General features: G+C 40.7%; 19 protein-coding genes and 1 pseudogene. 3 read left to right on the plus strand and 17 right to left on the minus strand.

The genetic code is table 11. From position 1 onward, the window contains the following. The first annotated feature begins 9 nt into the window (after positions 1 to 9). The gene (gene upp, locus NYR63_RS02170; protein WP_279457975.1) at positions 10 to 636 is read left to right on the plus strand and encodes a uracil phosphoribosyltransferase; all 627 of its coding nucleotides are present in this window, start codon (positions 10 to 12) and stop codon (positions 634 to 636) included. Positions 637 to 761: 125 nt separating this feature from the next. Here upp and rsmA read toward each other — a convergent pair whose 3' ends face one another. The 6 genes from rsmA to hemA all read right to left on the minus strand — a co-directional run bounded on the left by rsmA (position 762) and on the right by hemA (position 7,812). Beyond that, on the minus strand, positions 762 to 1,631 hold the full coding sequence (rsmA, locus tag NYR63_RS02175; RefSeq protein WP_279457976.1) for a 16S rRNA (adenine(1518)-N(6)/adenine(1519)-N(6))-dimethyltransferase RsmA: 870 nt from the start codon (positions 1,629 to 1,631) through the stop codon (positions 762 to 764). A gap of 65 nt (positions 1,632 to 1,696) precedes the next feature. Beyond that, positions 1,697 to 2,647 carry a peptidylprolyl isomerase gene (locus NYR63_RS02180; protein WP_279457977.1) on the minus strand — a complete coding sequence of 317 codons (951 nt, stop codon included), beginning with the start codon at positions 2,645 to 2,647 and terminating at the stop codon, positions 1,697 to 1,699. A gap of 81 nt (positions 2,648 to 2,728) precedes the next feature. Continuing rightward, complete coding sequence (pyrR, locus tag NYR63_RS02185; protein ID WP_279457978.1) at positions 2,729 to 3,268, minus strand: bifunctional pyr operon transcriptional regulator/uracil phosphoribosyltransferase PyrR; 540 nt, start codon at positions 3,266 to 3,268, stop codon at positions 2,729 to 2,731. Positions 3,269 to 3,283: 15 nt separating this feature from the next. Next, entirely contained in the window at positions 3,284 to 4,714 is a 1,431-nt protein-coding gene (hldE, locus tag NYR63_RS02190) for a bifunctional D-glycero-beta-D-manno-heptose-7-phosphate kinase/D-glycero-beta-D-manno-heptose 1-phosphate adenylyltransferase HldE (protein ID WP_279457979.1), read from the minus strand. A 98-nt stretch (positions 4,715 to 4,812) separates the two neighbouring features. Next, positions 4,813 to 6,333 carry a ribosome biogenesis GTPase Der gene (gene der, locus NYR63_RS02195; protein WP_279457980.1) on the minus strand — a complete coding sequence of 507 codons (1,521 nt, stop codon included), beginning with the start codon at positions 6,331 to 6,333 and terminating at the stop codon, positions 4,813 to 4,815. Positions 6,334 to 6,492: 159 nt separating this feature from the next. After that, positions 6,493 to 7,812 (minus strand): glutamyl-tRNA reductase, encoded by a 1,320-nt coding sequence (gene hemA / locus NYR63_RS02200; RefSeq protein WP_279457981.1) that lies wholly within the window; start codon positions 7,810 to 7,812, stop codon positions 6,493 to 6,495. A gap of 277 nt (positions 7,813 to 8,089) precedes the next feature. Between hemA and relA the strand changes: the two genes are divergently transcribed. Beyond that, positions 8,090 to 10,300, plus strand: a complete 2,211-nt coding sequence (gene relA / locus NYR63_RS02205) for a GTP diphosphokinase (RefSeq protein ID WP_279457982.1) — start codon at positions 8,090 to 8,092, stop codon at positions 10,298 to 10,300. Between the two features lie 72 nt (positions 10,301 to 10,372). Further along, positions 10,373 to 11,563, plus strand: a complete 1,191-nt coding sequence (gene ispC, locus NYR63_RS02210; protein ID WP_279457983.1) for a 1-deoxy-D-xylulose-5-phosphate reductoisomerase — start codon at positions 10,373 to 10,375, stop codon at positions 11,561 to 11,563. Positions 11,564 to 11,640: 77 nt separating this feature from the next. Here ispC and lpxA read toward each other — a convergent pair whose 3' ends face one another. From lpxA to NYR63_RS02265, 11 genes and pseudogenes are all read right to left on the minus strand, one after another. Continuing rightward, positions 11,641 to 12,435, minus strand: a complete 795-nt coding sequence (gene lpxA, locus NYR63_RS02215; RefSeq protein WP_279457984.1) for an acyl-ACP--UDP-N-acetylglucosamine O-acyltransferase — start codon at positions 12,433 to 12,435, stop codon at positions 11,641 to 11,643. Positions 12,436 to 12,462: 27 nt separating this feature from the next. Continuing rightward, positions 12,463 to 12,927 carry a 3-hydroxyacyl-ACP dehydratase FabZ gene (fabZ, locus tag NYR63_RS02220; protein ID WP_279457985.1) on the minus strand — a complete coding sequence of 155 codons (465 nt, stop codon included), beginning with the start codon at positions 12,925 to 12,927 and terminating at the stop codon, positions 12,463 to 12,465. Positions 12,928 to 12,995: 68 nt separating this feature from the next. Next, complete coding sequence (gene lpxD, locus NYR63_RS02225) at positions 12,996 to 14,021, minus strand: UDP-3-O-(3-hydroxymyristoyl)glucosamine N-acyltransferase (protein ID WP_279458524.1); 1,026 nt, start codon at positions 14,019 to 14,021, stop codon at positions 12,996 to 12,998. A 3-nt stretch (positions 14,022 to 14,024) separates the two neighbouring features. Next, positions 14,025 to 14,828: pseudogene (locus NYR63_RS02230) on the minus strand (OmpH family outer membrane protein); the annotation flags it as partial. Between the two features lie 114 nt (positions 14,829 to 14,942). Then, the gene (bamA, locus tag NYR63_RS02235; protein WP_279457986.1) at positions 14,943 to 17,324 is read right to left on the minus strand and encodes an outer membrane protein assembly factor BamA; all 2,382 of its coding nucleotides are present in this window, start codon (positions 17,322 to 17,324) and stop codon (positions 14,943 to 14,945) included. Positions 17,325 to 17,385: 61 nt separating this feature from the next. Further along, positions 17,386 to 18,699 (minus strand): RIP metalloprotease RseP, encoded by a 1,314-nt coding sequence (gene rseP / locus NYR63_RS02240; protein ID WP_279457987.1) that lies wholly within the window; start codon positions 18,697 to 18,699, stop codon positions 17,386 to 17,388. A gap of 6 nt (positions 18,700 to 18,705) precedes the next feature. After that, on the minus strand, positions 18,706 to 19,575 hold the full coding sequence (locus NYR63_RS02245; protein WP_279457988.1) for a phosphatidate cytidylyltransferase: 870 nt from the start codon (positions 19,573 to 19,575) through the stop codon (positions 18,706 to 18,708). Positions 19,576 to 19,599: 24 nt separating this feature from the next. Beyond that, positions 19,600 to 20,292 carry a polyprenyl diphosphate synthase gene (gene uppS, locus NYR63_RS02250; protein ID WP_279457989.1) on the minus strand — a complete coding sequence of 231 codons (693 nt, stop codon included), beginning with the start codon at positions 20,290 to 20,292 and terminating at the stop codon, positions 19,600 to 19,602. A 195-nt stretch (positions 20,293 to 20,487) separates the two neighbouring features. After that, positions 20,488 to 21,195 (minus strand): hydroxyacylglutathione hydrolase, encoded by a 708-nt coding sequence (gene gloB / locus NYR63_RS02255; protein ID WP_279457990.1) that lies wholly within the window; start codon positions 21,193 to 21,195, stop codon positions 20,488 to 20,490. Positions 21,196 to 21,250: 55 nt separating this feature from the next. Then, positions 21,251 to 22,168: an N-acetylglucosamine kinase gene (nagK, locus tag NYR63_RS02260; RefSeq protein WP_279457991.1), complete on the minus strand. Its 918-nt coding sequence runs from the start codon at positions 22,166 to 22,168 to the stop codon at positions 21,251 to 21,253. 2 nt (positions 22,169 to 22,170) lie between these two features. Continuing rightward, positions 22,171 to 22,875: a phosphatase PAP2 family protein gene (locus NYR63_RS02265; RefSeq protein ID WP_279458525.1), complete on the minus strand. Its 705-nt coding sequence runs from the start codon at positions 22,873 to 22,875 to the stop codon at positions 22,171 to 22,173. Positions 22,876 to 22,941: the final 66 nt, after the last annotated feature.

Consider the following 22,941-nt stretch of genomic DNA (forward strand, 5'->3'; position numbering starts at 1 on the left):
GAGCAATGTATGAAAATTGTAGAAGTAAAACATCCTTTGGTTAAACATAAACTAGGTTTAATGCGTGCGGCTGATATTAATACGAAAGATTTCCGTGCGTTAGCGACGGAAGTCGGTAGTTTATTAACTTATGAAGCAACAACCGATTTAGAAACCGAGTCGGTTGAAATTGACGGCTGGTGCGGTAAGGTTGAAGTTGAGCGTATTAAAGGTAAAAAAGTAACGGTTGTGCCTATTTTACGTGCGGGTTTAGGTATGATGGACGGTGTGTTGGAACATATCCCAAGCGCACGTATCAGTGTCGTCGGTATTTATCGTAATGAAGAAACCTTAGAGCCGGTACCTTACTTCACTAAATTAGCGAATGATGTAGAAGAACGCTTAGCGATTATCGTTGATCCAATGTTAGCAACCGGCGGCTCAATGATTGCAACCATTGATTTATTGAAAAAAGCGGGTTGTAAACAAATTAAAGTACTTGTGCTTGTTGCTGCTCCGGAAGGGATCAAAGCATTAGAAGCGGCGCATCCGGATGTAGAATTGTTTACCGCTTCAATTGACAGCCATTTAAATGAACACGGTTATATTGTCCCAGGACTTGGTGATGCAGGCGATAAGATTTTCGGTACTAAATAATTCCAAATAAAAGAGAAAAAACCTAAGAAAATATCTTAGGTTTTTTTATATCTATAAAGTTTTTTATCTTTTAACAAGCGGTCTGATTTGCAGAATTTTTTACAAATTAAACCGCTTGCTTAAGGCTAAATATCTTCATCAATGATTTCTTCTTTGCTATCGACTGCCAGAGGATTGTCATATAGCCAGTTAGCTAAGCGAGTATAGTCCGCAATACTTAAATTTTCTGCACGAGCATTTAAATCGATATTCAGTGCTTCTAATTGCTCAGGACTAAATAAAGTTGATAGTGCATTACGTAATGTTTTACGACGTTGATTGAATGCCTGTGTGGTTACTCGATTTAACCAATATACGTCTTTTACCGGATGCGGTAACACTTTATGCGGCATCAAGCGCACTACGGCCGAATCTACTTTTGGTGCCGGTTTAAATGCGGTTGGCGGTACTTCCAATACAGGCATCACTTGGCAATAATATTGCGCCATAATGGTTAAGCGGCCGTATGCTTTACTATTTGGTGCCGCACATAAACGTTTTACCACTTCTTTTTGCAACATAAAGTGCATATCTTGAATTAAATCGTGGAATTTGAATAAGTGGAACATCAACGGTGTTGAAATGTTATACGGTAAGTTACCGAATACACGTACGCCTTCACCTTCTTTTAACTCAAGACTTTCAAAATATTCGCGGAAATTAAAACGCAGCGCATCTTGTTCAATAATCGTTAATTTATGATTTAAGAACGGGTGATGACGTAAACGTTCGGCAAGATCTCGATCTAATTCAACCACCGTGAGTTTATCCACTTGCTCGGCAACCGGTTCGGTTAATGCGCCTAAACCCGGGCCGATTTCAAGTAAAAATTGACCGTTTTTGGGATTAATTGCCGCTACAATGTTATGAATAACATTCATATCGTGTAAAAAGTTTTGACCGAAACGTTTACGAGCGGTATGACCTAAATGTTTTTTTGAATTTTGATTACTCATTGTTATCCTTTTTAAATAAGCAAAGAACCCCGCTAATAGCGAGGTTCTCAGATAAAGCATTATGTTTATTTACCAACGTACTGAACATCAGCCGTTTTTCTAAGTGCTTTCACCCAGTCTTTTGCAGCTTCTTGCGCTTGTTTATCTACTAGCTGTTCATAGGCACGTTGGTTATAAGCATCTTCGGTACGGTCACCTTGCTGTGTACCGGTAACTTTAAGAATATGCCAGCCGAATTGGGATTTAAACGGTGCGGTAATTTGATCTTGTTTTGCCGTACTTGCCGCTTTAGCAAAAGCAGGATCATAAATATCTAAGAAATTATAACCTAAATCACCACCGTCCGCAGCCGAAAGATAATCGACCGAATTTACTTTTGCCGCTTCTTCAAAAGTGGTTTTACCCGCTTTAATATCCGCGATAATTTGAGCCAATTTAGCTTTTGCTTGAGCGTCATTTAGTACCGGTGTGGTTTTAATTAAAATATGACTTACTCTATGTTGAGTTCCGGTCACATTTTTTAATTTACCGTTCGCTTTATCCTTTTCAAGTAATTCTTTAGCATAAGCATGAACATCTTTCGGATCAACTTGGATTGATTTACCGATGCTAATATTTCTTACTTGTTCCATTGCCATTTGTTGTGCAATTTGCTGACGATATTGATCTAGCGTAATACCCTGATAATCCAACGCATCGAGTAATTGACCGTAGGTAATGCCATTTCGTGCCGCAATATCTTCAATTACTTGATCAACTTTCGCATAATTCACTTTTACGCCGGCTTCTTTGACCGCTTTTTGTACTAGCAGGTCATCAATAATTTGTTCTACCGCCGCTTTGTGATTTGCTTCCGAATTTGCTTTTTTACCTAATGCGCGTTGTACTTGACTTTCCATTACCGGTACGCCATCGACTAGTGCCACAACACGTTCTTCAACGGCAATTGCCGTTTGAGAAATACCGATTGCAGTAACCAATGCGACTAATAATGATTTTGCAGAGATTAATTTCATTTATTATTTCCTACTAAAAGGTTAAAGATAAGCCCTAATGCCGTTAGAGCTACATTTCTAAAAAAGGTTCCTGATTTTTACTTACTCGTCTTTAGCCCGAATAAGTACGACCTGATTTATTCCGTCATAAGATTGCGTTTGTACTTGTACTTGCTCCGTTCTTGCCGTCGGTATATTTTTTCCGACATAATCGGCTCGAATCGGAAGCTCGCGATGACCTCTATCTACTAATATAACCAGTTCTATACGCATTGCCCGACCAAAATCGAGGAGGGCATCTAGCGCGGCTCGAATAGTACGTCCGGTAAATAATACATCATCGATCAGAATAACATTTTTTCCGGTAATATCAATTTGAGATTCAACCCCGGTATAAATCGGATCCTGATTGGCTAAATTAAGATCATCACGATAAAACGTAATATCTAAAGCCATTAACGGCAATTGCGTTTGGGCAAGCTCGGCAATTCTGCTTTGTAACATTTCTGCAATTTCAGCACCGCGACGTTTTATTCCGACAAGCACTAAATTCTCTAAAGAAGAATGCTTTTCGATAATTTGATGAGAAATTCGGGATATCGTGCGCTGAAATTGCTCGGAATCAATAATAATTTTTTCCATTATAGGGTTAAGAATCTATTTTGACGCCTGAATTTTCTTGATTACGTTTGTTGTTGAACAACCGTTCTCAAAATTTAATACTTTAACTTCACCGCCGTTTGCCCAAACTTCTTGGCTACCGGCAATCTCTTCAGGTTTATAATCTCCGCCTTTAACTAATAAGTTAGGTAAGATTTCACCGATAAGACGTTGCGGCGTATCTTCTGCAAAAGGCACGACCCAATCCACGGAAGCTAAACCGGCAAGTACCGCCATTCGTGCATTTAAATCGTTAATCGGGCGAGATTCACCTTTTAAGCGTTTCACCGACTCATCGGTATTTACCGCCACAATTAAACGATCGCCTAGTTTACGTGCATTTTCTAAGTAAGAAACGTGTCCCGGGTGCAGAATATCGAAACAGCCGTTGGTCATCACAATTTTCTCACCGCGTTGTTTTGCCTGTTCTACCGCACGTTTTAATTCGTCTTCCGCTAAGATACCGAAACCGGTTTCTTCGCGATGATGAATCGCATTTTCTAATTCGGTTGGTGTCACGGTTGAAGTACCTAATTTACCCACAACCACGCCAGCCGCCGCATTTGCTAAATAACACGCTTCTTCGTAAGGACGACCGTCGGCAATTGCTGTAGCAAGTACACTGATAACCGTGTCACCGGCACCGGTTACGTCATAAACTTCTTTCGCTTGGGTTGGTAAATGGAACGGAACTTGGTTTGGACGTAGTAATGTCATTCCTTTTTCCGAGCGAGTAACTAATAGTGCGGTTAATTCGAAGTCAGCAATCAGTTTTAAGCCTTTCTCTACAATTTCATCGTCATTTTTGCAGTGACCGACTACCGCTTCGAATTCAGACATATTCGGTGTTAAGAGCGTTGCACCGCGATAACGTTCAAAATCGGTACCTTTTGGGTCAATGAGTGTCGGTACGCCGGCTTTGCGTGCCACTTGAATCATTTGTTGTACCGATTCAAGCGTACCTTTGCCGTAATCCGATAAAATTAATGCACCGTAAACGGTAATTTCTTGTTCAAGTTTTGCAAGCAGAGAATCGCTTGCAACATGATGAAAGCCTTCTTCGAAATCTAAACGTAATAATTGTTGATGACGTGACAGAATACGTAATTTGGTGATAGTCGGGTGTGAATCCAATGCAACACAATGGTTTTGGATATTGTGTGAATTAAGTAATTTATCTAAAGCACGACCGGCATCATCTTGCCCGATTAAACCGTGTAGAGCGACCGGTACCCCAAGGCTGGCAATGTTCATTGCTACATTCGCCGCACCACCGGCACGTTCTTCGATATCTTGTACTTTTACCACCGGCACCGGTGCTTCCGGCGAAATGCGGTTGGTTGCACCAAACCAATAACGGTCTAACATTACATCGCCAAGTACAAGCACTTTTGCGTTATTAAATTTCGGAGAGTATTGCATCATCATAGTTAATTTCTCAATTAAATGATGGCACTCGTTACAGCCGAGTGCCTTAAACCTTGTTCAGTCATAACCCCCGTTAATATAAGGGAGAGATTGTCTAATTATTTCTTACTTTTCTTAATAAACTTCATTAAACGTTTACGTTTACGTAATTGGTTCGGTGTCAGTTTATTTTTCTTACCGGCAAACGGGTTATTCCCTTCTTGGAACTGAATACGGATCGGCGAACCGATAATTTTCAAGCTCTTACGGAAGTAATTACTTAAATAACGTTTATAAGAATCCGCTAATTTTTCGACTTGGTTACCGTGAATGACGATAATTGGCGGGTTGTAACCACCCGGATGAGCGTATTTTAATTTCACACGGCGACCGTTTACTAGCGGTGGCTGATGCTCATCCGCTGCCATACGTAAAATACGCGTCAGCATTGAAGTTGATGTTTTCTGTGTCGCACACGCATAGGCCTCTTTTACCGAGTCAAATAAGTTACCTACGCCTGAGCCGTGTAATGCAGAAATAAAATGCACACGAGCGAAATCGATAAAGTCTAAACGGCGATCTAATTCGGATTTCACTTGATCTTTAATATCTTGTGATAAGCCGTCCCATTTATTCACTACGATCACAAGTGAACGACCGGCGTTCAGAATAAAACCGAGTAGAGATAAATCTTGATCAGAAATACCTTCGCGAGCATCAATGGTAAGTAATACCACGTTTGCATCTTGAATCGCTTGTAGGGTTTTAATCACGGAGAATTTTTCCACCGCTAAATTGACCTTACCACGTTTACGTACGCCGGCAGTATCAATAATCGTGTATTGCTGACCGTCACGCTCCATCGGAATATAGATAGAATCACGCGTCGTACCCGGCATATCGTAAACCACCACACGTTCTTCACCGAGAATACGGTTGGTTAAAGTCGATTTACCCACATTCGGACGACCGACGATCGCAATCTTAATATTTTTATCTTCAATCGATTCTTCGGTTTCTTCTTCAAGAGCTTCATCAAGTAATGCGGTATCATCCTCATTATCGAAGTCAAAGTCGGTATCCCATTCGTCCGCTTCTTCGTTTGCAGAATCTTCGTCATTTTCGACCGCTTGATTCGCATTTAATTGCTCGCCTAACGGGGCTAATACTTGCTCGATAAGTTGTGTTACGCCACGACCTTGTGCCGCTGCGATTTGTTCAACTTCACCTAAGCCTAATTGATAAAATTCCGCACAATGCGAATCCGCATCGATACCGTCCGTTTTATTTGCTACTACCACAGTAGTTTTTTCACGTTGACGTAAGTATTGTGCAATACCGATATCGGCAGGTAGTAAGCCGGCACGCGCATCGACTAAGAAAAGCACAACATCCGCTTCTTCAATCGCGAGTAGCGATTGTTCCGCCATTTTTTCTTCTACACCTTCTTCCGTACCGTCAATACCACCGGTATCAATTACGATAAAATCATAACCGGCGATATTCGCATGACCATATTTACGGTCACGTGTAAGTCCCGGAAAGTCCGCTACCAGCGCATCACGTGTGCGGGTTAAGCGGTTAAATAAAGTGGATTTACCCACATTCGGTCTGCCGACAAGGGCAACAACTGGAGTCATTCTTATTCTGTCCTTCTAAAAATTCTGTCTTTGCGAGTCGCAAAATCCCCATATTATATACTAAAAGCATTGAGAACGGAAAAAGGATCAAAAAAAGCGGTCAATTTTCTGCAAAATTTTACAAAAAATCGACCGCTTGTTTATCGGTTTTTCCAGCAATTATTGTTCTTCCGGTTCTTCTAATTTTAAGGCTTTAGAAAAACTTTGCAGACCTTGGGAGTTTCCGCTTTTTGCCATTGCTTGTAAGGCTTGGGTCGGCACGTGCAATAAACTGTTGGTCAGCTTATAGCTTAACTCGTTAAGGACTTTTTCACTATCTTGTCCGCCGGTTAATGCAAGCAAGGCTTTGGCTAAGAGTTCTTGGCGAGTTTGTTCGGCATCTTGGCGATAACGTTTAATTAAATCGCTGGATTGCTGTTGTTTTAGCCATTCGAAGAATGCTTTACATTCTTCATCTACGATTTGTGCCGCTTGCTCGGCTGCTTGCTCACGTTGTGCCATATTACGTTGAATAATATGCTGTAAATCATCCACGCTATAAGCATATACGGCATCTAACTCGCCGGCATTTTCATCAATATCTCGAGGTACGGCGATATCAATCAGTAACATCGGATCAAACTGGCGTTGTTTCTGTGCGATTTCCACCATTTCCTTACTGATAAGCATATCCGGACTGCCGGTAGAGCTGATAACAATATCCGCTTGGTTTAAACCGATTTGCAATGCGCTTAAGGACAAAATTTGCATTGGGGTATCCAAACGCTCGGCTAATCTTTCGGCACGTTGTGGAGTACGGTTGGCAATCATAATATTTTTCGCACCGTGCTGAATCAGATAACGAGCAACTAGCTCAATAGTTTCTCCGGCACCGACTAATAAGAAGCGCAATTTGCCGAAATTATCAAAAATTTGGCGAGCTAAACCGCAGGCGGCATAAGCGACAGAAACTGCGCTTGAACCGATTTCCGTTTCGGAACGCACGCGTTTCGCCGTAGAAAACGTACGTTGGAATAAACGAGATAATTTGGTAGAAACCTGGCTATTTTGCGTATGGTAGAAATGCTCGCTATATTGATAGGCTTGTTTTACCTGACCTAAAATCTGCGGCTCGCCCAAAATAAGCGAATCCAATCCGCACGCAACTCGCATTAGATGACGAGCCGCTTCCATATTCTGTTTGAAATAAATACATTCACGTAATTCATCGTGTTCAAGCTGATGAATTTCAGCAAACCATTCAAAACACTGCTCACGCCATGCGATATTATCTTCATGTTCTTCTCGCGGCGTAATGTCCGCATTATGAAAATAAAGCTCTGTTCGGTTACACGTTGAAAGAATGACAACGCTTTCAGCAAGTGCGCGGTGTTGAATTTGCTCAAAAGCAAGCTGGCGTTTTTGAGCATCAAACGCTACCTTACTTCGCAAATTCACCGAAGCTGTTTTATGGTTAATACCAAGTGCTAAAATCGTCATTTACATCCCACATCAAAAAATAAAAAACGGCAAAATGCCGTTGAATTTTGGCTATTCTATCGAATCATATAAGCTCTCGCAAATAATTGTAGAGATTGGTTTGATTTATCACAATTGCCATACCTCAAACAAGGTAGGTAAGGCTATAATGCAGTTCATTTCAAAAAAGAAAAGTGACTAAATAAGCAAGCATTTTGTAAAAATAACAGTATAATGTTCCTTATCTTTTCGACTGACAAGCGGTTAAATATTCACAATATTTTGCAAAGGAGGAATTATGGTAGCAATTCGTCGCTCACATGAGCTTGATCCGAGTACTTTTGAGTTAGCGAGTTGGAGTGCCGCTTTGCAAATGTCACCGATAACTTTTGAAGAATTACAAATTGCGTGGCGTTACGCCCATGAAAAATTAGATACCGATACTTACCATCTTATGTGGGATGGTATTGAAATGGTGGAAATTTTACACGGGTTAAATATGGATGATGACTCGCTTGTCGCCGCCTTACTTTTCCCTCTCGTAAAGAATCACATTATCGATCTTGCCCAAGTCAAAGAAGACTTTGGTAATCAAGTCAAAAACTTAGTGAAAGGTGTGATTGAAATGGACAATATTCGCCAACTGAGTGCGAACAGTGTGTCCGACCTGCAAATCGATAATATTCGTCGTATGTTATTGGCGATGGTTGATGATTTCCGTTGTGTGGTTATTAAGCTGGCGGAACGTATCGTCTATTTGCGAGGAAAATATCGTCATACCGAAGAAGATCTTGTATTGGCGGCAAAAGAATGCTCGCATATTTATGCACCGCTTGCTAACCGTCTAGGCATCGGACAGCTGAAATGGGAACTGGAGGATTATTGCTTCCGTGCGTTACATCCGCAATGTTATCGTGTGATTGCGTTACAACTTGGCGAGCGTCGTTTGGAACGCGAAAGTTATATTACAAATTTTGTGGCAAATTTGACCGCTTGTCTTAGTGAACAAATCGAAGATTTGGAAGTGTATGGTCGTCCGAAGCACATTTACAGTATCTGGAAAAAAATGCAGAAGAAAAATCTGCGTTTTGAACAATTGTTCGATATTCGAGCGGTGCGAGTTATCGTACCGAATTTGGAAGATTGCTATACCGCATTAGGCATTATTCATACTCAATATAAACATTTACCGGAACATTTCGACGACTATATTGCCAACCCTAAACCGAACGGCTATCAATCTATTCATACGGTTGTGTTGGGAGAGGGAGATAAAACTATCGAAGTGCAAATTCGTACTCGAGAAATGCACGAAAATGCGGAATTAGGGGTTGCGGCGCATTGGAAATATAAAGAGGGAGCAACCGCCGGTCGTTCCGGTTATGAAGAAAAGATCGTCTGGTTACGTAAATTATTAGCGTGGCAAAACGATATTGCCGATTCCGGCGAGGTTATGGCGGCGGAAATGCGCTCTCAAGTGTTTGATGATCGTGTTTATGTCTTTACGCCGAAGGGCGAGGTGATTGATTTGCCGAAAAATGCAACACCGCTTGATTTCGCTTATGCGATTCATAGTGAAGTCGGTCATCGTTGCATCGGTGCAAAAGTTGCAGGACGGATCGTACCGTTTACCTATTTATTACAAATGGGAGATCAAGTTGAAATTATTACTCAGAAAACGCCGAATCCGAGTCGAGATTGGTTAAATCCGAATGCCGGCTTTGTCAATACGTCCAAAGCTCGCGCTAAAATTATTGCTTGGTTTAAAAAACTGGATCGAGAAAAAAATATTCCGCTCGGTAAAGAAGCCTTGGACGCGGAAATGGCTCGTTTCGGATTTACATTAAAACAGATTGAACAGTACGCATTACCTCGCTATAACTTAAAACAATTCGATGACTTATATGCCGGCATTGGCGGTGGCGATATTCGTTTAAATCAATTAAGTCATTATTTACAAAGCAAATTAATTAAACCGACAGCAGAGCAAGAAGACGAAGCGGTATTAAAACAAGTTAATAAGAATGCTAATAACCAATTTCAGCATAAAGGCAAAAACGGGCAGATTATCATCGATGGTGTGGGTAATTTAATGCATACCATTGCACGTTGTTGTCAGCCGATTCCGGGTGATGAAATTGTCGGTTATATTACACAGGGACGAGGAATCTCAATTCACAGAGCAGATTGCGAGCAATTGTTTGACTTACGTAGTGCCAATCCGGAAAGAGTTGTGAATGCACAATGGGGAACACATTACGCTAATGGCTTTAGTCTCGCGATTCGAGTTATTGCCAATGATCGTAACGGTTTATTACGAGATGTCAGTGCGGTGATGGCAAATGAAAAAGTCAATGTTTTGAGTGTTTCAAGCCGTATTGATACGAAACGCAGTTTGGCAATTATGGATATGAGTATCGAGCTTAACAATATTGAAATGCTTGGAAAATTATTAGCACGTATTGCACAACTTGACGATGTGATTGAAGCAAAACGTCTATCAAATTAAGTGACAAGCGGTCGAATTTGTAAGAAAAATAACAAAAAAGACCGCTTATTTTTTGAGTGATTAGGAATGAATATGAAAAAATTGGTCATTTTAGGTTCAACCGGATCAATCGGTAAAAGTACCTTGTCCGTGGTGGAGCAGAACAAAACGGAATACGAGGTATTCGGTTTAGTCGGTGGTAAAAATGTTGAATTAATGGCAGCACAATGTTTATTGTTTCAACCGAAATTTGCCGCATTAGCTGATGAGAATGCAGCAAAAGCATTAGCGGAACAGCTCAAACAATTCAATGTAAAAACTGAAGTCTTAAGAGGTCAAAAAGCGATTTGCGAACTGAGCGCACATCCGGAAGCGGATATGGTAATGGCGGCGATTGTAGGGGCGGCCGGTTTGTTACCAACGCTTTCTGCGGTGAAAGCAGGTAAAAAAGTTTTATTGGCAAATAAAGAATCATTAGTCACTTGCGGACAAATTTTTATTGATGAGGCAAGAAAATCCGGTGCGCAATTATTACCGGTTGATAGCGAACACAATGCGATTTTCCAATCTCTACCGCCGGAAGCACAGCAAAAAGTCGGCTTTTGCCCGCTTGCAGAGCTAGGCGTGAGTAAAATTATTTTGACCGGTTCCGGTGGTCCGTTCCGTGTAAAACCGCTCGATGAGTTTGCAACTATTACACCTGAACAAGCGGTGGCACACCCGAATTGGTCGATGGGTAAGAAAATCTCGGTCGATAGTGCTACTATGATGAATAAAGGCTTGGAATATATTGAAGCCCGTTGGTTATTCAATGCTTCGGCAGATGAAATGGAAATTATTATTCACCCGCAATCGATTATTCATTCGATGGTGCGTTATATTGACGGTTCGGTGATCGCCCAAATGGGGAATCCGGATATGTGTACCCCGATTGCACACACAATGGCTTATCCGAAGCGAATTAATTCGGGCGTAGCACCGTTGGATTTCTTTAAATTGAAAGAACTCACTTTTATCGAACCGGACTTTGCCCGCTATCCGAATTTAAAATTAGCGATTGATGCGTTTGCAGAAGGGCAATATGCGACAACCGCAATGAATGCGGCAAATGAAGTGGCGGTAGAAGCTTTCTTAAATGAACGTATTCGTTTTATTGATATTGTGAATGTGAATAGAACGGTGGTGGAAAATATTGCGCCGATTAAAGTACAAGCAATTGCCGATGTGTTACATATTGATAAACTGGCACGAGAATTGGCGGAACAAGCGGTCATTAATTTATAAAAATAAAGCGGTGTAATTTGTAAAATTTTCGACAAATTACACCGCTTATCTATTCAACCGCTTATCTATTTAACCGATTAGCGAATAATACCGCGAGTTGAACGTTTAAAGAAATCTAAGAACAATTGAACCGCAGGTTCATTAACCGCAAATTGTTCAATTTCCGGAATGGCTTCTTCGATCGTTTTACCGCTACGATAAATTAATTTATAAGCGTTACGAATGGCATGCATTGCCGGCTTATCGAATCCACGACGTTTCAGACCTTCTAAATTCACACCAAACGGTTGAGCGTGGTTTCCTTGTGCCATCACATATGGCGGAACGTCTTGGCTGACCATTGAGCCGCCGCCTAACATAACGTGTGAACCGATGACTACGAATTGGTGAATAGCCGACATTCCGCCGACAATCACAAAATCATCTAAAGTAACGTGACCGGCTAAGGTACCGTTATTCGCAATAATGCAACGATTACCGATAGAGCAGTCGTGTGCAATATGGGTATTGATCATAAACAGGTTATCATTACCGATACGTGTAACGCCACCACCCTGAACGGTTCCGCGATGAATAGTAACACTTTCACGAATACGGTTACGATCACCAATAACTACCTTGGTCGGCTCACCTTGATATTTTAAATCTTGGTTAATTTCCCCGATACTGGCGAATTGGAAAATCTGATTTTGTTCACCGATTTCAGTATGACCGTTAATCACAACATGAGAATGAATAACAGTTTTTGCGCCGATTTTTACATTCTTTCCAATAACGGAAAATGGGCCGATTTCGACGTGAGCACCAATTTGCGCCCCTTCTTCAATGACTGCTAAAGGACTGATTTTTGCAGTAGAATCAATTAATCGCATAGTTTCTCCTTTGTGGTTGGAGTGTAATTATTTACGTGCGCACATTAAATCGGCTTCACACACTAATTTTCCATCAACGAAAGCTTTTCCGGAAAATTTAGTGATGCCACGTATTTCTTTCAGAAATTCGACTTCGAAGGTAAGTTGGTCGCCGGGTACGACGGGACGTTTAAAGCGAGCATTATCAATAGCGGCAAAATAATATAATTCGTCCTGATTCATTTTTCCGTGAGTAGCTACCGCTAACACACCGGTTGCTTGCGCCATCGCTTCTAAAATAAGCACGCCGGGGAAAATCGGGCTTGCCGGAAAGTGACCGGTAAAACAAGGTTCGTTTACGGTGACGTTTTTAATTGCTTTCAGCCATTTGCCTTCTTCAAAGTCGATTACACGATCTACAAGTAAGAAAGGATAGCGATGAGGTAACATTTTCATAATTTCTGTTACTTCGATGATTTTAGGTTCTCTATTTTCCTGTACTTCAATAGTCATTAATTCGGCCTCATAATAAGATATATAAATTAAAATAAGGCTTACGTGAGAGTAAGCCCATAAAATGCTTATTCAGCTAAACGTTTTTCAAGTGCTTTTAAACGTTTGTTCATTTCATCAATATTCATTGTTAGCGCAGCAGTTTTGCGCCATTCTTTATTGGTTTGAGCAGGAATACCGGATGAATAGATACCTTTCTCGGTAATCGGCTTCATAACCATACTCATACCGGTAATGACGGCACCGTCACAAATTTCCATATGACCGTTTAGTACGCTTGCACCGCCAATTTGACAGAATTTGCCTACTTTGAGGCTACCCGCCATAATTACTCCGCCGGCAACCGCTGTACCAAAGCCAATATGAACATTATGCGCAATTTGACAGAGATTGTCGATAATTACATTATCTTCAATAACAGTAGGATCCAATGCTCCTCGGTCAATGCAGGTACAAGCGCCGATTTCAACGCGGTTACCGATGATTACGCCGCCTGTTTGCGGGATTTTAATCCATTGGCCTTTATCATTCGCATAACCAAAGCCGTCACTACCGATTACCGCGGAAGATTGAATTAAACAATCCGAACCGATTTGGACGTTATGGTAAACCGATACGTTCGCCCATAATTGGGTTCTTGCACCGATTTTTGTATTTTTACCGACAAAACATCCGGCACCGATAATCACATCGTCACCTAATTCCACACCGCTTTCAATGACGGCATTCGCACCGATGGAAACATTATGACCTAAAACCGCTTCCGAAGAAATTACCGCATTGGGTGAAATTCGGTTTGCCGCTTTAGGGGTTGAATCCATATATTGCGCCAGTAGAGCATAAGCAACATAAGGATTTTTAACAATAATAAGGTTTTGCGATTCTGCACAGAATTCTACATCGGCTTCACTGACAATAATCGCACCCGCCTGAGATTGCGCTAATTGAGGGCGATATTTTGCGTTAGAAATAAAAGTAATCTGATTTGGATCTGCTTTATCTAATGCGGCAATACTGGAAATAGCCAAATCGGCGTTACCTTTGAGAGTACCGCCGATTTGCTCCGCAAGTTCAATTAAACGGAAATTAGCCATTATTTTTTTCGCTTCTTCTGGTTTCACTGCATCTGTTTTAGGTGCTTCGGTCGCCGGTTTTGTTTCCTCGGCTTTTACCTCTGTATTTGCAGCCGGTTGTTCGATTTTAATTTCAGGGTGTTTTGCTTTTAACGCTTCTAACACTTTCTCGGTAATATCTTTGCCTTCATCTTCCGCATAAAGTGCCACTGACGGTGGAAATACAAGAGTATAACCTTTTGATTTCGCAACATCTTTAATAGTCGCGTTAATTTCCTCAACCACTTGTTTTTGTACTGTTTGAGGATCCATACCGCCGGCTTCTTGTTGAGCTTTGTTTAATTTCTCTTGGAAAGCATCCGCTTTTTTCTGGAATGCTTCCGCTTTTTTACCAAAGTCAGCTTCGCGTTTTTGAATTGCAGAAACTTTGTTTTGGAATGCTTTATATTCCGCTTCAATAGCATTTTGACGCGCTTGAATTTCTTTAGAGCGTAAACGAGGCGCATCTTTCTCTAATGCGGCTGATTTTTTCTTAAGCGAAGCTTCTACTTTTGTTTGTTCTTCTTGTAATTTTTTAGCATCGCTTTCAAGTTTGTTTCGTTCAGAGGTTAAAGCTTTATTTTCTTCTGCTAATTTTTTGTCTTCATCGGCAAATTTGCTTTGACCTTCTTTCATGAATTTTTCAAATTTTTGTGCCGCATCAATTGCAACCGGGTGATTTTGTAATAAATAATTTGGATCGACAAAACCAATCGTATCGCTTGCTTGAGCCAAACCTGCCGCTGCTAGTGCTGCGGTTACTGTTGCTACTTTAAATAATTTTTTCATTTAGATATCCTTTGTTTCTTTCAATTAATCGTGACTAAATATGGAGGATAAGCGGTAAGATTTATCAGAAATTTTGCAAAAAAATTACAAAATCTCACCGCTTATCTAGGAGAGTTAGAATGAGCTGCCAATACTGAATTGGAACTGCTCGATTTCATCACCTGAGTATTTTTTAATTGGCTTAGCATAAGAGAACGCTAAAGGTCCAATCGGAGATTGCCATTGGAATGCAATACCGGCAGACGCACGAACACGTTTATAATCTTTATAATCCGGTAACGTCGGATATACGGATTTTTTCCATTTCGTATTCCAAACGCTTGCCGCATCAACAAACAATGAGGTACGAACATTATGTTGATATTTTTCGCTTACAAATGGTGTCGGTGTAATTAACTCTAAACTTGCATTCGCCATCGCATTACCGCCGACAACATCATCGCTGGCTGAAGTAAAGCCTTTATTTTCAACAGAGTAATAAATTGCTTTAGGACCTACCGCACCGTATGCAAAGCCGCGTAATGTACCGATACCGCCCGCCGAATAAAGTTGATAGAACGGAACTTCCTTACCGCCGAAACCTTTGGTGTAAGCTAAACCGGCTTTAGTCGAAACAACCCATTTATGTTCGCGATTAAGCGGATAATAATTTCTAAAATCGGCATTTAAGCGATAATATTTATTATCTGAACCCGGAATCGTGACTTTACCGCCGATATTCGCAGTCGTACCTTCCGTTGGGAAATAACCGCGATTTAAGCTATTGTAATTCCAGCCGAATGAGAAATCAAAATCATCCGCTTTAATGTGTTCGTAACGATTGCTACCGTCAATAATTGGGAAATTCATTGATTTCACATATTTTTCACGGGTAAATTCTCGTTCGACATTTTTCAGCTTATCGTGCGTATAGCCTAAGCCTAAGTAATATGAGTTGTTTTCATTTACCGGGAAGCCTAACGTACCGTTAATACCGTACGTTTGACGTTTATAGGCTGCAGAAGTGTCACTATCCGAGTTATCGTAATCTTCATAGAAGACGTTTCCTCCTAAACTTACTCCGTCTTTGGTAAAGTACGGTTCGGTATAACCTAAGTTCACGCTGGTACCGTAGTCATTACGCGTACCGCTTAAGCTTACGGTTGAACCCATTCCTAAGAAGTTGTCTTGCTTAATACCCGCTTGGTAACTGATACCGCTTTCCGTACCGTAACCGATACCGAAGTTAATCGAACCGGTATTACGTTCTTTGATTTTATAGACTAAATCCACTTGGTCATCGGTATTTTGCACCGTTGGCATCGTCATATCGACAGTTTCATAGAAACCGGTACGTTCTAAACGAGATTTACCTAATGCGGCATTCGTTGTGGATAACCACGCACCTTCTTGTTGGCGCATTTCACGACGTAAAGTAGAATCTGCAGTTACATCATTACCTTCAAAGCGGATTTTACGCACATAAATACGACGACCGGCATCTACGATAAAGTTAATTTGTACCGTTTTATCTTGCTCGTTGAATTTAGGATAAAGATCAACTTTTGCCGAGCCGAAACCGTGATCGCCAAGGATTTGTTTAATGCCTTCTTCGATTTCCACTAGTTCGCTTTTACGGAATAATTGTCCCGGTTTGAAATCTTTGAGTAATGCGTTTAATTCTTTATCAAGTTTTGCAGTGTTTCCAATGATACGAATATCACTAACGTTATATTGAACGCCTTCATGAATTTTATAAGTGAGATCTACTTCGGTTTTTTTATCATTGAAGTTAATTGCGGTATCTTGTAAGGTGAATTGAGCGTAACCGCGATTTAAATAATAATCGCGTAATGTTTCCAAATCTTTATTATAAGCTTGTTGCTCGAATTTGCTGCTTTCGAAAATATTCCACCAAGATACGTCCGGTTGAATATCCAATTGCTTGGTTAATTCTTTTTCACTAAATGCTTGATTACCTTCAAATTTTATATTTTTAACGTAAGCAACTTCGCCTTCAGTAATATTTAATTTGATATTGATACCGCCGTTTTCGTTACGTGTGGTTGTCGTATCAATTTTGGCTTCATAGCGACCGATAGAATGGTAATGATCTAATAAGCCTTGTTTAAAACCTTCTAATTTTGCAGCATCATAGAGCTCACCTTTAGTAATAAGGTTCGCTTTTAAGTTTTCTTGTAACGGCTCTTTTGGAATGGCACTATTACCTTCAACATCAACACTGTTGATGAAAGGACGCTCGGCAACTTTAATGACTAACGTATTACCTTCTCGTGTCGCTCGTACATCATCAAAGCGATTTTGCCCGAAAAGTTGTCTAACTACGTTTGCTACATCATTGTCTGTCGCTGTTTGGCCGACTTTCACCGGAAGCGAAGAAATGATAGCTTGACCTGTTTCGGCTTGTACGCCATCAACACGAATATCTTTAACGACAAAAGGTGCCGCAATAACACCGTTTGCAATTAGAAGAGAAGAAAGTAATAATTTTTTCATTGAAATTATCCTATGAATGTTTGCAGAATTATCCGCGGAATTAACCGCTTATAACCTAAAATTAAAAGTGAATGAGATCATTCATAAAGGCAAAAGCCATTAAACTTAGTACGAAGAAAACACCGATTTGTTGAAAACGTAATTGGAATCGTTCGGCTAGAGGTTTGCCCCTGATTGCTTCCGCACCAAGTAAAATAAGTTGTCCGCCGTCTAATGGCAAAATCGGGAATAAATTCATTACCCCAAGATTAACGCTAATCAGAGCCATAAAACTAATATAGTAAACCCAACCGATTTCAGCGGTTGCACCCGCACCTTTAGCCATTGAAATAGGTCCGCCCATATTCTTTAATGATAATTCACCCGTGATTAAGTTGCCGATGAACTGCAGAATGGTTTTCACCAGCGAACCTACTTTTTCAACGCTTTTCCATAACGAGGTTAGAATATCATATTTTAATTCGGTTCGATACTTATCCGCTAAAGGCTCATAGCTTGGGACGATGCCGATAAAATAACGATCGTCTTTTTTATCCGGCTGCAGAGAATAGCTATAAGTAGTGCCGGACTTCTCGACCGTTAATTCTAAGATTTGACCGGTTTGAACCTGTTTAATCAGATCAGACCAATCAAAGGGTTTTTGATTAACGCTAATGATCCGATCTCCGGCTTGTAATCCGGCTTTTGCCGCCGGTGAATTTTCGATAACTTGTTTAATATCAGGTTTAACGATACTACTTTTAGTTCTGATGCCGAGCGTAGTTAATGGATTTTCTTTATTTCCGTCCACATTCCAATTAGATAAATTTAAGTAGAAGCGTTGTAAACGATCTTCGCCGACCAAACTGCCTTCCACTTCTACCTTATTAGAACCGACATAACCGATTAGCGCAAGTGTGGTTTCTTCCCAATCTTGTACGTTATGCGAAGCAACGCGTTTGATCTCGAATTCTGTCGGTAAATTTGCTTGTGCCGCAATCGTATTCGGTAATACTTGTCCGATAACAGGTTTTAATGTCGGGATACCGTTTGCAAATACCAACCAATAAGCCAATATCGCAAATATAAAATTGGCTAACGGACCGGCAATAATAATAAAGGCACGCTGTAAAACGGATTTACTTACTAAACTTTGATCGAAAGATGCTTGATATTCACTCTCACCGTTATACATTTGTACATAACCGCCGAGCGGAATCAGTGAAAAAGCGAATTCAGTACCTTGTTTATCGATTTTTTTAAATAAAACTTTGCCAAAACCGATAGAAAAACGAATGACTTTTACGCCACATTTACGAGCGGCCCAAAAGTGACCGTATTCATGTACAAAAACCAGTACGCAAATTAAGATAAAAAATGCAATAACAGAAGTCATAACATCCTATAATACAAAGAAAAAGAAAGTTGCAAAGAACGGAATTGCCGCAGTTAAGCTGTCAATACGGTCTAAAATACCACCGTGTCCCGGAATTAAATTACTGCTGTCTTTAATATTCGCTTGGCGTTTAAACATACTTTCGGCTAAATCACCTAATACTGAAATCGCAACGGTAGCCACGGAAACTAAAATAAAGGGTACGGTTGCTAATTCACGTCCAAATACGTTATTCGGTGCGAACTCCAAGAATAAGAATGCGATAACACATGACGTCATTAGACCGCCGATTGCGCCTTCCCAAGATTTTCCAGGGGAAACTTTAGGAGCCAATTTATGTTTACCGAATGCACGACCGAAGAAATAAGCACCGGAATCCGCTCCCCAGACTAATAAGCAAACATACAATAATAAATAAGTTCCTTGGAATTCATCTACCGCATAATTATTAAAACGTAATGCGAGTGCAGCGATAAAAAATGGAATGAGAGTACAGAATCCGAAAATAAATTTGGCACTGACTGATTTAGCCCAAACATTGGCAGAACGAGGATACGTCACGACTAAAACCAAGGCGATTAACCACCAAATACATGAAATAAATAGTAACGGAGCGGTTTCATCCGTTAAGAAACGTGCGGCTCTAATGTAGTTGGTATTGCCAAAAATCAATAAAATAAACAAACAAACGGTAACGAAGGCAACCACCGCTCGAGGTAATGAACGTTTAAAGCCGGCAAATTGCGCCCATTCCCACATTGCCGCAGTAATAATTGCCGCTAATATGATTGTGAGGGGAAGAGGAGAAAGTAAGAATATACCCGCTAATACGGCAATCACCATAACAATAGCAGAAAGTACTCGTTCTTTAAGCATTTAGAAATCCTTATAATTATTTTATTAGCAACCGCCGAAACGACGATCACGTTGTTGATAAGCAATAATGGCTTCACTAAAAGAATCATCATTGAAATCAGGCCATAATACCTGGCTGAAGAAAAGCTCCGCGTAGGCGATTTGCCATAATAAGAAGTTACTGAGACGTTGTTCCCCACTGGTACGAATTAATAAATCAACTTGAGGTTGTGTACCTGTCACTAACGCATTTTGTAAACGTTCCGGTGTAATCTCCGAAACGGTAATTTCACCCAGTTTGGCTTTGACGGCAAGTTGTTGTGCGGCTTGAGTGATATCCCAATGGCTACCGTAGTTGGCTGCAATATTGAGAATCAGTCCCGTATTATTTTCTGTCAGTCTTTCCGATTCAGCGATACGTTTCTGTAAAGTTTCACTGAAAGCCGCTTTGTTACCGATAATATTCAAACGAATATTATTTTTATGTAACTTTTTTACTTCCGAATCTAATGCTCGCATAAAAAGCGACATTAATGCGGAAACTTCCGCTTCCGGTCGGTTCCAGTTTTCGCTGCTGAAGGCATAAAGCGTTAAGACCTTAATCCCATGTTTGGCGGCAAAACTTACCGCAGAACGTACCGCTTTCACACCATTTTGATGACCAAAAACGCGTAATTTTCCTTGTTGTTTAGCCCAACGACCGTTACCGTCCATGATAATCGCAACATGTTGAGGCATCTTTTGAGGATCAAAATTCACAGGAGTTCTCGCTTTATTAGATAGTAAATTAATCGTTAATACAAATGAAGATAACTATATCATAGGATACGATTCTATGATAGATACAGGAGGAATTGACAGTATAAAAATTAAAAAGTTTGGCGGACTGGAAAGAAATAAACAGGAAACAAACGTTTCCTGTCGGATAATAGATTAGAAGTTATCTTTTTGCTGACGTAATGCAATAAATTGCGCTAAATCGACCGCTTGTAAGAACGGATTGATTTGTAATTCTCTAGCTAAAGTTGTCGGAAGTGTCGGCTGATTACGAGAACGTAAAATATCAGCGCGTTCTTGTATTTCAAATAGTCCGCAACTTGGCGGTAAGACCGCTTCTGCAAATTTTAGATTACTTAACGTATATTCATGCGCCGGGAAGATTTCGACAAATTCCGGTAACGCTTTAAAGCGTTGTAACGCCTCAAATTGCGCTTGGTAATCACCGGTAAAGACACGTCCGCAACCGGCGGAGAATAACGCATCGCCACAGAATAGGTATTCGTTACCAAATAAATAGCTAACGTGTTGTGCGGTATGACCGGCACTTTCAATTACTCGGACATCATAATCAAATAAAGTGAGGTGATCCTCTGGTCGAACGATATGATTAGCAAATTGAGCAACTTCTTGTGGACCATAAACCGGCAATTGAGGATAACGAGAGTGCAGTTCCGGCATACCGTCGGTATGATCATGATGATTATGCGTTAATAAAATAGCGGTCAGATTTAGCTGATTTTTTGCAAGAAATGCTAACACTGGAGTGGCATCTGACGGATCGACAATAATTACGTCATTATCTTTTTGAATCGCCCAAATATAGTTATCGGAGAGTGCCGGAATGGGGGTAATGTTTAGCATAATACTTTCCTCTATAAAAGAATACATGGGAAACCCATGTATTCATTAAATCGAATTATTTTAAGAAGAGTGCCGCCGCACCGCGTGTACCGCCTGAATCGCCATGAATTGCTTTTTTGAAGACCGGTACTTTCGCACTACGCATTAAATGTGGTGGAAGTGCTTTTGGCAATGCCTCATAAATATGATCAAAATTAGACAAGCCGCCGCCGAATACGATCATATCCGGATCAAGAATCGTAATAAGGTTACCGATGCTAATTGCCATTAATTCGATGTATTTATCTACAAATTCGACAACTTTCGACTCTTTTTGATAGAACCGTTCGATGATTTCTTTTGCCGATACGCTTTCACCGACCAAATCTCGAAATAGCATCTCAAAACCGCGACCGGAAATATAAGTATCTAAGCAAGCGCGGTTACCGCAGCCACATTCATAAATCGGCGCATTATCCCAACCTAATAGTTTTAATGCGTGATAATTCAGTTGCATATGACCGACTTCACCCGCCATACCGATTCTGCCGGAATGAATTTTACCGTCAAACACAAAACCGCCGCCAAAACCGGTACCGATAATTAAACCGAGTACGGTTGAGAATTGCTGGTTATTCGGATCCCAAGCTTCCGAAAGCGCAAAACAGTTAGCATCGTTTTCCGCTCGAACTTCACGCCCTAAACGTTCGCTTAAATCTTTTAAAATCGCTTTACCGTCTGCAACACGAATATTGGTAATTTCCGCAATGCCGGTTTCACGATTTACAAAGCCGGGTAAGCCTAAACCGACGGAACCTTGCTCACCGAATTTTTGGTCGGCGTTACGTACTAAGGTTTCAACCGTATCAAGCCAATCGTCGTAGTTTGTTTGCGGTGTAGGTACCCGTTCGCTATAAAGTTTTTCCAACTGCTCGTTAAAAGCCGCCAACTCAATTTTCGTACCGCCGACATCCAACCCGTAATAAATAGCCATAATTAGCCTCGCTTTTGAAAGATTTTAAAAGTTTCTAACAGAGGAATAATCCAAACAAACACGATAATGTGGAATACCCAAGAAATTAACGTGCTGACAAACAGATCAATAGGATAATGCATTCCTAAACGTAAGCGACTGATCAACATCAAACCCGCCCATAAAATGGCAAAACTTTGGGCAAAAATGACCGCTTTACCGCTTAAACCGAATAGTAATCCGCCGAATACCAATAACCAAGAAACGGCAAAAATGGTATGACCGGAAGGGAATGAGTAGCCTAATTCGCCTGATTGATGCTTGACGACAAAATCAGCATCATTCGGATGCATTTTGTCGGCAAGCGTTAATACCGCTTGAGCTTGTTCCGCTTCCGGTAAGGCGTAAAATTGTTCCGTTTGTGTCGGGAACATTTCCGTGACGAACGGACGAGGCTCTTTAAATAAAGTTTTCGCGCTTTCTTTAATGATTTGCGTACCGACTACGGAACTTGCACAAATAAAACCGACTAAAAACCATGAATAACGTTTACGAGTGAGCCGCATTAGCCAAAACATAAAAATAACGCAAGTAATTAATGCGTAGGGAGCGGATCCGGTTTCGGTTAAGAAAAATAACCAGAAATCGAGATCGTAAAGACGGTAATCCATACCGCCGAAGGTCCATTTCCAACCGGTTACCCACGTAAATAACGGGATAAGCAACATTAAAAAGGTGAAAATCGAGAGTTTTTTAATCACGAAAAATTCCTTATAAAAAAGACCGCTTACAAG

The organism is Actinobacillus genomosp. 1 (genome assembly GCF_029774175.1).
GTDB lineage: Bacteria > Pseudomonadota > Gammaproteobacteria > Enterobacterales > Pasteurellaceae > Actinobacillus.

Bases quoted from the DNA above. Each gene is read 5' to 3' on its own strand.
- bamA (WP_279457986.1), bottom strand. From the start codon at position 17,324: ATGAAAAAATTATTACTTTCTTCTCTTCTAATTGCAAACGGTGTTATT.
- lpxD (WP_279458524.1), bottom strand. From the start codon at position 14,021: ATGGCTAATTTCCGTTTAATTGAACTTGCGGAGCAAATCGGCGGTACT.
- rseP (WP_279457987.1), bottom strand. From the start codon at position 18,699: ATGACTTCTGTTATTGCATTTTTTATCTTAATTTGCGTACTGGTTTTT.
- rsmA (WP_279457976.1), bottom strand. From the start codon at position 1,631: ATGAGTAATCAAAATTCAAAAAAACATTTAGGTCATACCGCTCGTAAA.
- upp (WP_279457975.1), top strand. From the start codon at position 10: ATGAAAATTGTAGAAGTAAAACATCCTTTGGTTAAACATAAACTAGGT.
- relA (WP_279457982.1), top strand. From the start codon at position 8,090: ATGGTAGCAATTCGTCGCTCACATGAGCTTGATCCGAGTACTTTTGAG.
- ispC (WP_279457983.1), top strand. From the start codon at position 10,373: ATGAAAAAATTGGTCATTTTAGGTTCAACCGGATCAATCGGTAAAAGT.
- NYR63_RS02265 (WP_279458525.1), bottom strand. From the start codon at position 22,875: ATGTTGCTTATCCCGTTATTTACGTGGGTAACCGGTTGGAAATGGACC.
- pyrR (WP_279457978.1), bottom strand. From the start codon at position 3,268: ATGGAAAAAATTATTATTGATTCCGAGCAATTTCAGCGCACGATATCC.
- der (WP_279457980.1), bottom strand. From the start codon at position 6,333: ATGACTCCAGTTGTTGCCCTTGTCGGCAGACCGAATGTGGGTAAATCC.
- NYR63_RS02180 (WP_279457977.1), bottom strand. From the start codon at position 2,647: ATGAAATTAATCTCTGCAAAATCATTATTAGTCGCATTGGTTACTGCA.
- hemA (WP_279457981.1), bottom strand. From the start codon at position 7,812: ATGACGATTTTAGCACTTGGTATTAACCATAAAACAGCTTCGGTGAAT.
- hldE (WP_279457979.1), bottom strand. From the start codon at position 4,714: ATGATGATGCAATACTCTCCGAAATTTAATAACGCAAAAGTGCTTGTA.
- lpxA (WP_279457984.1), bottom strand. From the start codon at position 12,435: ATGCGATTAATTGATTCTACTGCAAAAATCAGTCCTTTAGCAGTCATT.
- uppS (WP_279457989.1), bottom strand. From the start codon at position 20,292: ATGCCTCAACATGTTGCGATTATCATGGACGGTAACGGTCGTTGGGCT.
- gloB (WP_279457990.1), bottom strand. From the start codon at position 21,195: ATGCTAAACATTACCCCCATTCCGGCACTCTCCGATAACTATATTTGG.
- NYR63_RS02245 (WP_279457988.1), bottom strand. From the start codon at position 19,575: ATGCTTAAAGAACGAGTACTTTCTGCTATTGTTATGGTGATTGCCGTA.
- fabZ (WP_279457985.1), bottom strand. From the start codon at position 12,927: ATGACTATTGAAGTACAGGAAAATAGAGAACCTAAAATCATCGAAGTA.
- nagK (WP_279457991.1), bottom strand. From the start codon at position 22,168: ATGGCTATTTATTACGGGTTGGATGTCGGCGGTACGAAAATTGAGTTG.